Annotated in this window: 12 protein-coding genes and 4 pseudogenes; 12 read left to right on the forward strand and 4 right to left on the reverse strand. The window is 38.5% G+C overall.

Annotated features, from left to right (window positions below):
• Window positions 1–26 precede the first annotated feature (26 nt).
• Complete coding sequence (locus NXM86_RS08395; protein ID WP_015863580.1) at window positions 27–1,109, forward strand: RNA-guided endonuclease InsQ/TnpB family protein; 1,083 nt, start codon at window positions 27–29, stop codon at window positions 1,107–1,109.
• Window positions 1,110–1,392: 283 nt separating this feature from the next.
• Entirely contained in the window at window positions 1,393–2,382 is a 990-nt protein-coding gene (gene lplA / locus NXM86_RS08400) for a lipoate--protein ligase (protein WP_015863948.1), read from the forward strand.
• Between the two features lie 276 nt (window positions 2,383–2,658).
• Here lplA and NXM86_RS08405 read toward each other — a convergent pair.
• From NXM86_RS08405 to NXM86_RS08420, 4 genes and pseudogenes are all read right to left on the reverse strand, one after another.
• Window positions 2,659–2,763, reverse strand: a pseudogene (locus NXM86_RS08405) (DUF1572 family protein); the annotation flags it as partial.
• Window positions 2,764–2,842: 79 nt separating this feature from the next.
• On the reverse strand, window positions 2,843–2,992 hold the full coding sequence (locus NXM86_RS08410) for a hypothetical protein (protein WP_198008004.1): 150 nt from the start codon (window positions 2,990–2,992) through the stop codon (window positions 2,843–2,845).
• Window positions 2,993–3,418: 426 nt separating this feature from the next.
• Window positions 3,419–4,357, reverse strand: a pseudogene (locus NXM86_RS08415) (MFS transporter); the annotation flags it as partial.
• A 598-nt stretch (window positions 4,358–4,955) separates the two neighbouring features.
• A pseudogene (locus NXM86_RS08420) lies at window positions 4,956–5,075 on the reverse strand (transposase); the annotation flags it as partial.
• A gap of 216 nt (window positions 5,076–5,291) precedes the next feature.
• Between NXM86_RS08420 and NXM86_RS08425 the strand changes: the two are divergent.
• The 10 genes and pseudogenes from NXM86_RS08425 (at window position 5,292) to NXM86_RS08470 (ending at window position 12,855) form a co-directional block, all read left to right on the forward strand.
• The gene (locus NXM86_RS08425) at window positions 5,292–6,116 is read left to right on the forward strand and encodes an ABC transporter ATP-binding protein (protein ID WP_498958897.1); all 825 of its coding nucleotides are present in this window, start codon (window positions 5,292–5,294) and stop codon (window positions 6,114–6,116) included.
• 638 nt (window positions 6,117–6,754) lie between these two features.
• Window positions 6,755–6,895 carry a hypothetical protein gene (locus NXM86_RS08430; RefSeq protein WP_498958898.1) on the forward strand — a complete coding sequence of 47 codons (141 nt, stop codon included), beginning with the start codon at window positions 6,755–6,757 and terminating at the stop codon, window positions 6,893–6,895.
• A gap of 261 nt (window positions 6,896–7,156) precedes the next feature.
• A complete protein-coding gene (locus tag NXM86_RS08435) occupies window positions 7,157–7,453 on the forward strand; it encodes a hypothetical protein (protein WP_171699436.1) in 297 nt (98 codons plus the stop codon).
• 414 nt (window positions 7,454–7,867) lie between these two features.
• Window positions 7,868–8,929: a PQQ-dependent sugar dehydrogenase gene (locus NXM86_RS08440; protein ID WP_498958899.1), complete on the forward strand. Its 1,062-nt coding sequence runs from the start codon at window positions 7,868–7,870 to the stop codon at window positions 8,927–8,929.
• A gap of 211 nt (window positions 8,930–9,140) precedes the next feature.
• Window positions 9,141–9,494, forward strand: coding sequence for a DUF3221 domain-containing protein (locus NXM86_RS08445; protein ID WP_171699434.1), 354 nt, complete (start codon window positions 9,141–9,143; stop codon window positions 9,492–9,494).
• Window positions 9,495–9,760: 266 nt separating this feature from the next.
• Window positions 9,761–10,183, forward strand: a complete 423-nt coding sequence (locus NXM86_RS08450; protein ID WP_498958900.1) for an NUDIX hydrolase — start codon at window positions 9,761–9,763, stop codon at window positions 10,181–10,183.
• 354 nt (window positions 10,184–10,537) lie between these two features.
• The gene (locus NXM86_RS08455) at window positions 10,538–11,308 is read left to right on the forward strand and encodes an SDR family NAD(P)-dependent oxidoreductase (RefSeq protein ID WP_498958901.1); all 771 of its coding nucleotides are present in this window, start codon (window positions 10,538–10,540) and stop codon (window positions 11,306–11,308) included.
• A gap of 8 nt (window positions 11,309–11,316) precedes the next feature.
• Window positions 11,317–11,824 (forward strand): annotated as a pseudogene (locus NXM86_RS08460) (enoyl-CoA hydratase/isomerase family protein); the annotation flags it as partial.
• A gap of 32 nt (window positions 11,825–11,856) precedes the next feature.
• Window positions 11,857–12,030 (forward strand): hypothetical protein, encoded by a 174-nt coding sequence (locus tag NXM86_RS08465; protein ID WP_498958902.1) that lies wholly within the window; start codon window positions 11,857–11,859, stop codon window positions 12,028–12,030.
• A gap of 186 nt (window positions 12,031–12,216) precedes the next feature.
• On the forward strand, window positions 12,217–12,855 hold the full coding sequence (locus NXM86_RS08470; RefSeq protein WP_498958903.1) for a hypothetical protein: 639 nt from the start codon (window positions 12,217–12,219) through the stop codon (window positions 12,853–12,855).
• Window positions 12,856–12,929: the final 74 nt, after the last annotated feature.

Below are 12,929 nucleotides of genomic sequence, written 5' to 3' on the forward strand. Positions count from 1 at the left end.
GATTTAGAAAGGTAGGTGAATCAAGAATGCTCTGCACTCTCAAGATTAAATTAATGCCAACTCTTGAACAGTTTCATGCGCTGCTGGAAACAATGAAACGGTTTAACCAAGCATGCAACTATATTAGCGAGATTGCTTTTCGCTCCAGAACCTTTTCCAAAACGAAAATCCAGCGGCTTTGCTACTATGACGTCAGGGAAAAATTTGGCCTCTCTGCCCAAATGACCGTTCGTGCCATCGGCAAAGTGTCGGAAAGCTATCGTTTGGATAAAAAAACCTTGCATAACTTTAAAGAAACCGGTGCCATCGTGTATGATGAAAGAATCCTGTCCTTTAAAGGGTTAGAGTATGCTTCCATCCTTACCTTGCAAGGAAGAATGGAAATCCCTATGGTCATTAGCCGCTACCATCAAGGTTTGCTGTGCGGCAACCGTGTTCGGGGTCAAGCCGATTTAGTCCTTCAAAACGGTATTTTTTATTTACTGCTCGTGGTGGACGTTCCCGAAGGCCAGCCCAATTCCGAAAACGGATTTATCGGTGTGGACCTTGGCATCATTAATATCGCCGTCGATAGCACCGGTGAGGTATTTTCCGGCTCGAAGGTCAACGGGCTGCGCCGCCGCCATGCGAAACTTCGCGCCAAACTCCAAAAGAAAGGCACCAAGTCAGCGAAACGCCTGCTTAAGAAGCGTTCCAAGAAGGAAAAACTATTTGCCCGTGATGTGAACCACTGCATTAGCAAGAAGATTGTTGAAAAGGCAAAGGCACTCGGATGCGGCATTGCCCTTGAAGATTTAAAGGGCATCCGCCAACGCACCGAGAAAACGGTTAAAAAGCAACAGCGTCGTCAACACTCTTCTTGGTCTTTTTATCAGTTGAGAAAGTTTATTGAGTATAAAGCGGCGATCGCTGGCGTGCCGGTGGTATTGGTTCATCCAAAAAATACTTCCCGCACCTGTCCGGTTTGCGGACATGTGGCCAAAGAAAACAGACCGTCAAGGGATCAGTTTTGTTGTCGAGCTTGTGGGTACGCTGCCCCTGCCGACAACGTGGCTGCGGAAAACATCCGCAGGGCTGCTGTCAACCAGCCGAACGCGGCAGCCAATTAGGCTAGTTGCAAGCCCACGGCTTTAGCCGTTGGGTAGTTGACAGTAATTATCAAGAAAGAGCTTGTTTTTCTTGAAAAATAGGAGGAAAAGGCCAAAGACAGTGATTTTGAGCATATCAAGTGTTTTTATCATTACCAACGAGTTCATTTTAGTAATGGCCATCTCCAGTGATACATGAAAAGGCATACGAGTCATCTGTTTTCCTAACATGGCCAGCAAGCGGAGCGAGGTAGAAAAAAATCTCTATTTTTTGACATAATTATAAAGTCGAGGTGCATAGGAAATGTTGTTTATTGATAATAAGGGGATTACAGATCCGAGAATTAATTTGGCAATCGAAGAGTATGCCTTAAAAAACCTTGATATTAATGAAACGTATTTATTGTTTTATATAAATGAGCCTTCCATCATTATCGGAAAAAACCAGAATACTATTGAAGAAATTAATACAGAGTATGTAGAGAAAAACGGGATCCATGTTGTCAGAAGGCTGTCAGGCGGCGGAGCCGTTTATCATGATTTAGGAAATTTAAACTTTAGTTTTATTACGAAAGATGATGGCGACAGTTTTCTTAACTTCCGGAAATTTACGGAACCTATTATCAAAGCATTAAAAAAACTTGGTGTTAATGCAGAATTAAGCGGTCGTAACGATATTATTGTGGAAGGAAGAAAAATTTCCGGGAATGCCCAGTTTTCAACAAGGGGAAGAATGTTCAGCCATGGTACACTGCTGTTTGACTCGAAAATAGAGAATATCGTTTCAGCGCTTAATGTAAAAAAAGATAAGATTGAATCAAAAGGAATTAAGTCCATCCGCAGCCGGGTGGCAAATATTTCTGAATTTCTAAAAGAAAAAATGACAATAGAAGAGTTCCGTTCCGTCCTGTTAGAGAGTATTTTTGGAAAAGACAAGGACATTCCTGAATATGTCTTGACAGAAGAGGATTGGGCTAACATTCACAAGCTCTCTAGAGAACGCTATCAAAATTGGGAATGGAATTACGGAAAATCGCCTAAATTTAATCTTCAGCATTCACACCGGTTCCCGGCCGGCCAAATAGATGTGAGACTCGAAGTTCAAAAGGGAATCATTGAAAATTGCAAAATTTACGGCGACTTTTTTGGCGCCGGAGACGTATCGGAAATCGAAGAGAAACTTATCGGAAAACGATATGAGAAATCTGAAATTGAAAAAGCGTTGCAAGATGTCGATATCAAGCATTATTTCGGAAATATTGAGAAAGAAGAATTTATCAATTTGATATATTGAACAAAAAGGCAAGCGGCCCCATTTAGCCCTGACAATCATTGACCCTGTACTATCGTGCAGGGTTTTTACTTTATCTGGGGATGATAAGGAGAAATATTATAGAAGGTGTTTCAGTGTTAACACGTAAATATCGTTTAAGTGAATATGACATGTACCGCGTGTGAAAGGCACGTTGAAACATCATAGGAGCGAAGATTCGTGCATCCTAAAAGACGGAGGCACGAATCATGTGTGAAAGGGACAGTTTTTCATCACTCGGATCGTGGAAGTCAAAATTCATGGCTTTTTTCTTGGTATCGTTAATGTCTTCCAATCTTTTGATTTTATTTGTTTTGCGATGTAGACAATTTGCCCAATATGATAGGAATAATGGTACATTTGATTTAATTTAGGTGTTCACGATCTAAATTAGACAGTGCGGCTTTTCTAGATTGGCAAGCTAGAGCGGTACTATATAGATTCAGATTAATTTTCCGAAGCCTTGCATAATCAGACGAATGACTGCAATTCGTTTTGCCATGTTCGCCTTTTTCATTTTGCGTTCCTGTTCTTGAAGGCGTTCGATCGTCCAACCATGATCGTTTGTAATTTGTAATCCTTTTTTCCTCATTCTTCTTCCGCTCCTTTGATTTACTCATTTAGGAGCAGTATAGACAAGGATGCAGGTTGATTAAACATGTCGGAATTTCAAACTGGATTTATATAGTGCCACTAATTGTATGGATTGAAAGTTCCAATACGAAACAACCATATTCCGCTGGTGAAGGTCAAGGGCTAACGGAGTTCAATCGTTAGTAATCATCGTCGGTTTTCTGTTTTCAAGTAGGTGCATGTCCGTCTCGAGCCTGTTCATAAATTCATACGTTAGTAGTGAATATCGGGAATCAATCTATGGCGATTGAGGATTATTTGTCAATAAAAATAAGCTGTTTGAACATTTATGTCAAACAGCTTATTTTAGACACAAAAACAACATTTTCATCTTTGTGATGCTGTACCGCAGCATGGCTGGCTAATGGGCTTTGTTAGTGGTTATTTATTCAGTTTCAGCCGTTTTAAGCATTCGGAACATCGGGAGCATGACCAGTATGCCAATGACAAAGAGAGCGGCAGAGGCCAGATAGATCGTGAATAGGGAGAATTGTTCTTTCAACAGACCAGCCAAGCTCATCGTGATCACCATTGAACCCATGAACAAAGGAGTCAATATTCCGTTGACACGTCCTACGAACGTTTCGTCGGTATTGTTCAGTATAATTGTATTAATGCCGATATGGAGAGCGGGCATGAATAGACCGATGACAAACTCAGCCATTAAGGTAAGCCAGAACATAGTGGACCAACCCATCACAAAAATTCCTGCAGCCATGCTTCCCATTCCCAACATCAGCAGGATGTGCGGCGCAATCCGGTTGGAGAATACCATCGCCACAGCACCGCCGATGATCATCGCTGCTCCATGGGCTGCGAACAGCCATTGCAAGTAACCCTCTTCCAGACCAAGGCGCTCTGTTACCAGAAAAATGGCCAACGGGTGGATTAATCCAAGCCCTAATCCGGCAACCATGAAGACGCCTCCCAAAGTCACAAGAATCTTGCGCGACCACACATATTGAAAGCCGAGCTTCATTTCATGCCAGAGCGATGTTTCTCTTTCATCCTTTTCCTCCATCCGGTCGGGAGGCAATAAGGTCAGTACGAGAGCAGATAATAGAAAAGCTATACCTACTACCGCCATAGAGATGTATATACCGAATTGTTGAAAGACGAAGGTGCCTAATATCGGACCGATGATCATAAAAATAGCCATCATTGTCTGGAATAATGACATACCCGCCTGCATCTGTTCTCCCGGAACATGTATTTTGAATAGCTTCATCCCTGAAGGCTGAGAGAACTGCGATAGGATCGCGGAAACAAATGTTGCGAGGAAAACTACCTTCCATGTGCCAAACAGGAGCGCCATTAATATTACGGCGAATATATTTGTTTTGCCTCCCATTTCCGAAGAAACGAGTTTTTCCATTAGAAGTCACCGCTACTGCAGGAACTTTTAGTCCGAGATCCACACCCATGACCTTTTCCTTTTTCTTTTCAGTCACAGGGATGCCTAATGAAACTTGTGCATACCACTTTCCTCTCTTTTCCACAATGCGCATCAGTCCAAGTTTGGCATGTTGGATCAGGTTTTTATCACGCTCTGTCACCATCGCTCGAAATCTTGTTTTTCTCGTTTTTCCATCCAACATAATCGGAAATGCGATCATTTGCTCGCCAATGGTATAGTTTTGATTATTGACGAAATATACCGGTTTTTTGAGGATGGGGCGCTTCCCTTCTTTTTTCATTTTCTTTGATACACTTTTCGCATCACGAATCGCTTGATTCAGAACAGCCGAAGGAAGATGGGCGTCCACATCTTTTGTTGTTACTTTCGGGAAAGAACCTTCTTTCTCGGCTTGTTCGGTTAAAGCATTTACGGTATGGATATATTCTCTGCTCAACTGACGAAGCAGCTCAGGGTTATCTGGAAAGAATCGAATTTTAATTGTCAATGCTTGCACCGTTTCACCCCCCCTTGTTTTTTGTTCTTCCACATATCGTTGGATGGTTTCACTTGATACGTTTCCTTCGGTGCTGACAAAGAAGGAACGTGTCCATAGACTAGGCTAATGAGCAAGATGAGTGAATTCTTGCTTTAAAATCCGGGAATCGAGCGAATATATGTTCCTATTACATTATCTGTAATCGGACACAAATTGTCAACTGTTACAATTTTATCTTGTTAAACAGAAGAGAAATATTCACATATTTAGAACTGCTTACTAGCCTGTAAAAATGTAGACGGATTCTTATATTTTTGCTAATGATTTGTTATAATATTCTCAAAAATAGAGGGGCAGTGTGAAATGGAAAATATCATAAGCATGAAAAATGTATCCTTGATCAGAGGAGACCGGGTTATTTTAAAGGATATAAATTGGGAAGTAAAAGAAAAGGAACAATGGGTCATACTAGGTTTAAACGGTTCAGGCAAAACGTCCATATTAAATGTCGTAACAGGCTATCAATATCCAACAAAAGGGGAAGTTTCTGTTTTAGGACATCAATTCGGGAAAACGAACTTGCCTGAGCTTCGAAAGCAAATTGGATTTGTCAGCAGTTCTCTTGACCGTTTCAATCAAACGTTAAGATCGGAAACAGTAGAGGATATTGTGATAAGCGGTAAATTTGCTTCAATAGGATTATATGAAAATGTGACCAATGACGATCGAGAGCAGGCCAAACAGCTAATGGCATTTTTGCGAATCGATCATTTAAAAGGGAAAACGTATGACACGTTATCAGAAGGAGAAAAAAGAAAAGTACTTATTGCAAGAGCGTTAATGGCAAAACCAAAATTGCTTATATTAGATGAACCGTCTATAGGATTAGACATTTTAGCAAGGGAAGATATTTTATCATTAACGAAAGAAATTATTGCACATCAACAATGCCACGTACTATATGTCACTCATTATATTGAAGAAATTATAGAAGAGATGACACATGTATTATTGTTAAAAGAGGGACAAATGGTAGCCGCGGGACGAAAAGAGAAAGTATTAACCGATGAATGTTTATCAGAGACGTTTCAATTGGCAATGAAAGTTCATTGGGAAAATAATCGACCATGGGCTTCCATACATAAAAATATTAGCTGGACAAAATTTGCGAAAGTAGAATCAAAATAAATAAAGGAAACTTGGGGAGGCCAAGTTTCTTTTATTGCTTTATAGTAAAAAAGTGATAAGAGAACAAAAAGCTAAAAGATTCGAAGGTTTTGTATTATTCGTTTAGAAAGAGATCATTTATCGTGCCGTAGGGATAGCAGCAATATCTCTGAAAAACATCTCTCCAGCCATCAAAAAATTTATTGATTATGTTAAATCAAGGTCAAGCAATCACCGTTTATTTATTTTAGAAATTATAAAAAAAATAGAACTATGTGCTAAATAATCAATGTAACTAAAGTAAAAAATATGTAAGTAACCAAGAAAACAATATCGGCCAAGAATCTCAGTACACCTCCTACCAATATAACCAATTACTTAAAATATATGGTATAAAAAGAGGGAAAGTTGGTTTGGATGATTTTTATGTAGATATCGTCTTTTTTAGAGTTACATCAAATTTCTTCCGTGATACTGAAAAAAAAACAATAACCCGCGATGCTATTGGATTTATGTGTTTCTATCAAGAAAGGTTAGCGGATGCTCTTTTCTGTCCAGGCTTCCGATAATTTCGTTTCTCTCTGTTTAATTTTTACTATAAACTCCAATTTTGCACATACTGTAAATGACGATGCTAACGGATGAAAGGTGGAAGTGATATGACAAAGGAAAACGAAATGATAAACTCCGTGGATGCTCTTTCCGTACAGGAAACAATGGAAAACATTTGGCGCAAAACGTGCGGGACATGGGAAAACTGTAATGAATCGAACGTTAGCCTTTCTTATCCAAGTGCTTAGAGCACAATATTGACCCGCAGTACTGCATGAATTGGATTATACAGCATAGTGATCAAATTCCAAACCAATCGGCAGTTTTGGATAAAGCTCGTGAATGGGTAAATAAACATACTTCTACCGGTTCACCTATCTCCGCATCAAATCCTATTACAGACTAAATACTAGGGAGCAAAGTGCCTCCCTCACATTTTCTTACTGTCTTTCTCTAGAAGTTAAGTGAAAAGGTCTAATGAGTATCATCGACAAGAAGGAAGTGTTTTTATGTGGATTATTAAGACCCAGCATAAGAACGAGGATGGAGTAACCGTTGCGCTTGAGCTGGAAAGTGAAGACGGTCAATTCGATGTGAATGTAAGATGGGACGGTTGTATGGAAGTTCACGTTTATTCTGTTACTGAAGAAAAACGCGAATTGCATGATATGTTTCACACTTGTGATTTAAAAGGATTTATTGAAATTCTACAGTCTCTAAATGGAGTGTGTACCGAGTTTTTTGGAGAAGGAAGCTATTGGGAGACAAAAAACAACGATAAATCAGACGGTAAAAACGGATCATAACAAATCAAAAGCGTGTATATAGCGTCCGCTTATATTTACAGACTACTACGAATTAAAAAGCGTTAGGCATATGCTGACGCTTTCTTCTTTTACACTCAAAATAAAAGGTCGTTATCTCTTCATTCCTTGGTTTACTTCATCAAGTATATTAAGCCGTTTTTGTGGGGGACTTCCCTGATAAAATTCGTCTAAAGTTCAATTTCCGCCTCTTAATTGACCAATAATTAATGCGATGAAATATTTTTAAAAAAATATGTTATCCATAGTTAAGTTAAATGGAAGGGAATAAGATTATTGAAGTAGAAATTCATTTTTATCGTAGCGGTCAAGTTCGGTGTAGATGATGGGGTGGCGCTTCACCTTTAGCGGAATGACAAAAGCTGTAGATTCATTTTTATCGGGAGGGAAAATGTTATGAAAAAATATCCTCTCATCATGATCAGCATCATTTTTCTTCTAACCGGCTGTTTAAAACAAGAAGAAAACAGCCCACAAAACGTGGAACAAACAAGTAACAATGGCAATATGGAAATCATTGCCCAAGATTTAAGTGTGCCATGGGCGATCGACTGGAACGGGACATCTTTTTATATTTCGGAGCGGACTGGCTCCATTGTAAAAATTACAGGCGACAGAAAAATTAGGCAGAATCTACATTTAGAAAAGAAGCTTTCAAAGGCATCTGAAGCTGGTGTATTAGGTTTTGTGCTTCATCCCGAGAAAAAGGATTACGCCTTTCTTTACTATACATATGAGGATGAAAACGGGCAATTCAATCGTGTTGTAGAAATACGGGAAGAAAATAATGAATGGTTTGAGCAAAAAGTTTTGCTTGATCGAATTCCAAGTGGAAACTTTCATCATGGCGGAAGAATCAAAATCGGACCGGATAAAAAACTGTACATCACAACTGGGGATGCTACAGATTCGATGATTGCCCAAGACAAGACATCTCTTGGCGGAAAAATTTTACGAATGAATCTCGACGGCACCATACCGGACGATAATCCTTACTCCAACTCCCTTGTTTATAGCTATGGGCACCGCAACCCACAAGGCTTGGCATGGGATGAAACGGGCCAGCTTTATAGCTCTGAACATGGCTCCAGTGCACATGATGAAATCAATCTGATTAAACCGAAAGGAAACTATGGCTGGCCGTTTATTCAAGGAGATGAAACGAAAGACGGAATGATCGCACCATTGTTCCATTCGGGTGATCATACTTGGGCGCCATCTGGAATTGCCTATCATAACGGGATTTTATATGTTGCACAGCTGCGGGGGGAAGGTGTTTTAGCGTTCGATTTAAAAAATAAAACATATAAACAAATCGTTTCCAACGTAGGCCGCGTGCGGGATGTATTCATCTTGGAAGATCATTTGTTTTTTGTCACAAACAACACGGATGGAAGAGGGACGCCAACCCAACATGATGACAAATTAATCAAAATTCCGATTCCGAGAGCTTTTTGACACAAAATTTTAAGTTGACACAAAGGAATTTTATACATTAATACTTGAACTCAATGACTTAGCTTTGTTTGTAATATTTTTTTACTGTGATTCTTTCGTTGTGTGTAATAGGGATAGTTAATTATGGTGTTATGTCAAGAAAACGGACACGTTAAACAGGGAGAAATAACCGACAGGTGTCTGTCACCTGTAAGAGCTAGGAGATAAGCGTATGAAAAGATATATTTCAGCGGGTATTATTTTAGGTATTATAGTATTATTATTTTTCTTTAACGAATATAGAACTAACCAATCCCTTAATCAAGAAGCTACTTTGGAAGGTTTTATAATTATGAAAGAAGGCGAAGTATATTTAGTTGAAGACCCAGATTTTGTTCAGGAAGACGCAGATAAGTTAACAATACAAGAATTAAGAGACAAATATACTATGAGTAAGTTATGGATTAAAGGATTTGGTACTCTAAGGGGAATAGAAAATGGACAAAAGGTAACAGTGTGGTATTCAGAGATTTTAGAATCGTATCCGGCCAAAGTCAAAGTTTTAAAGATTAAACCGAAACCGTAATTAGTCGTTCATTTTAACAGGCGCAAAAGTGAAATAAGGGAGTTGTTTGCTACAACTCCCTGCTTTAAGAACGACGTGGGAGCTATTTATTGTATAGATATAGAAATAGAATTTATTTGTAAGATGCTGTTTTATGAATTTAAAATAAATTTAAGCAATACAATACAAGGTAATGCAATCATAATTGGTGATCATTGAATTGATAGGGTTATAACTTATTGTGAAAGTAGGGTTAATATTTATATAAATAGGGAAAGGTGCTTCAAATGACAAATGCAAATAAAATGGTTGTAGCTGTAAAAGGTCTTATTTTATATGAAGGTAAGGTATTAATTGTACAACGTGCAAAAGATGATGAAATCGGCGGAGGAACGTGGGAATTAGTTGGGGGTAAAGTAGAATTTGGAGAAGATTTGGAAACTGCACTTGTACGAGAAATCAAGGAAGAAGTTGGGTTAGATGTTACAGTTGAAAAGATTTTATATGCAACCACATTCAAAACTGACCCAACAAGACAGGTAGTGATTCTTACCTACTTATGTAGGAGCAATAATAGAGATGTCGTTCTCTCAAAGGAACACATTGATTACCGCTGGTTGACTAAAGAGCAATTGAGATTGCTATTGACTCCAGAAATAATTAGTGATTTTGAGAAAAATACTGTCTTCTCTTTAGAAGAATGGCTATAAAAAAATTTGAAAAGCGGAAGCAGCGGAATTCTTTTTAGAATATTTAGAAAAGATTTTGAATATTTTATATTTAGGTGTATAATAGTGTTATAACATACCAACTGGTTAGTATTTTGGGAGAGGGCAATTCTCCCACTCCTAAAGGCGAGGACTTCTTTTCCTCATCGTTTATGAAAGAATAGCGGGAAAAGATAACTTCATGGAAGTTTAACACAAGGAATAGTTTATCATAAATGTATTATGTAAATTATAATGAAAATTAACGACTTTCACATGGCAACAAACTCAAGTTCAAAAAGGGGACAGGACCGCAAAGTACTTTTTAAATTATGGTAAAACAAAGGAGGCAGTAAGATGAGATTTTCACAAACCATCGCCTTAGTAACAGGAGCCGGAAGTGGCATTGGCAAGGCAACAGCCCTTCGTTTGGCGAAGGAAGGTGCGAAAGTTATTTTAGTTGGCAGGACAAAAGCGAAGCTGGAAGAGACCGCACAGGAGATTAACCGCAACAGCGGAATTCCAATAGCTGACATTTTCTCTGCGGACGTAACCGATGGAGAAGATGTCCGGAAATTAGCGGAGTATGTAGAGCAGCAATATGGGGATTTGCATGTTTTAGTGAACAACGCTGGTGGTTCTACTCACACGAAGATTTTACAAATGTCTGAACAAGAATGGGATTATGTCCAAAATGTCAATTTAAAAAGTGTCTTTCTTGTTTCCAAAGCACTTGGGAAAGTGATGGCAGAAGGAGCAAAGAGGGAAAAACGCGACCGAGCGATTGTAAATGTTGCTTCTCTTTCCGGACATCAAGCTGGCGCAGAAATTCCCCATTATAGCGCTGCCAAGGCAGGTGTCATTAATTTTACCAGATCGCTTGCCCTTGAGTTATCACCATACGGAATTCGCGTCAACTCCGTATCTCCTGGCTTTATAGAAACGCCGCTAACAGAAGATGCGCTGCAAAATGATCGTTTTGTTAAGGCCATTCAGAGAAATACAGCTCTGCAAAGAGTCGGTACACCAGAGGAAATTGCCAATGTCATCGCTTTTGTCGCCTCGAGTGAAGCATCCTATATGACTGGGTCTGATTTACTTGTTGATGGCGGCTGGCTGATCAAATAACAAACGATATTGCTGCTGTTCACGGCTTCGCGGCTGGTGCAGGGGTCAATCTAGCGCTGGCTTGCGATCTAATTGTCGCAGCGGAGGATAGCAAGTTTGCTTTAAGCTTCTCTCAAGTTGGCCTCGTATCATGATGGCGGAGGTTCTTATTTTCTGCCGAAATTAATTGGCCCGCATTTGGCTAAACAATTCTTATTTACCGCAGAACCGATTCCAGCTGAAAGACTCTATCAATTAGGCGTCATTAATTATCTTTTTCCATTAGAAAAACTTCAGGAAGAAACCATCAAACTAGCATTAAAATTAGCGCATGGCCCAAGCAAAGCATTTGGAAAACAGAAGAAATTAATTGAACATTCCTTTACGTCCACACTAGAAGAGATACTGGAGGAAGAACGGCTTATACAAACATTAATGGTTCAGACGGAGGATCACAAGGAAGGCGTCGCTGCCTTTAAAAAGATTGTTGATATCAAAAAAGTTATTGGATTATATTTCATATATTTCTATTATTAGTTATTATAATTATGGAGTGAGGTGATAGATTAGTGGACATTTCTCAACTTTTTTTATTATTCCCAATTCTATTTTGGTTAGTGATTATTGGACTTATCATTGGACTTATCGTAATCACGTTCCGTAACTCAAAGATGAAGAATGACCAGCTAAAAAGAGTTGAGGAAAAAGTTGATAAGATTTTAGAACAGCTCGATAAAAAGTAATTCAAATGACTCATAAAACAAACGTTTCTTTTTTATACACTTCTTAACATCACAACAGTCGTAATATTGGTTTTGAAGAGTACCAATTAAATCGAATAGGAGCTTGCACTGCAGTTGAAAATTACAAATTTTGTTGAAGACCGGATTCATCACGTAAAAATGAACAAAAGATAAAGGAAGATTATCATGAAAATAAAAATTGGTATTGGTGTATTCGTCATAATAGCATTAGGCATAGGATTTCTTGCTTTCGCATTTTTACAAAGCATGAGAGCAGATGAGGATGAAGTGAAAAAGGTAAAAATACAAGCACAAGAATATATAAAAAATACATTTGAAGATGAAACTGTCATTTATGATACACTATTTGATAATATGGGTGACTACTCAACATTTGATTACGCTGCTAAAGCAGAGAACAAAAAAGATCATACACAGTTTTTAGTCTACTACAATGAAGAAACAAAACAGATGGAAGACACCTATATTGCGGAGAAGTGGGAAAAGGAATTAGAAAACCATATACGTCCTTATATTGAGCAAAAGCTTGGAGCGTTGGATGAATTTTGGGTAGAATACGATAAAAGAACCGGAATAACATATAACGTTAATCCTAATAAGCCAAGTAGCTATAAAGAGTACGATGCGGCACCTTTTATTCAGATATCTATACCTAGAAAGCTGGATAAAAAGGACGAAGAAATTTTTAACGAGATCATATCATTTATTCAAAAGGATGCTGGATTAAAACACGGAACGGTTTCCATGAATTATGTTAAAAAAGGTGTACTATTAGATGATAAAGAATGGCGCAAGACCTTTTAAAATAATAACTTTTTTTGTTAAATCTAACGTTGACATGCCTGCTAAAAGTAATAAAATTAAACGACTTTTTTGGA

This window comes from Geobacillus sp. CX412, assembly GCF_027942335.1.
GTDB lineage: Bacteria > Bacillota > Bacilli > Bacillales > Anoxybacillaceae > Parageobacillus_B > Parageobacillus_B toebii.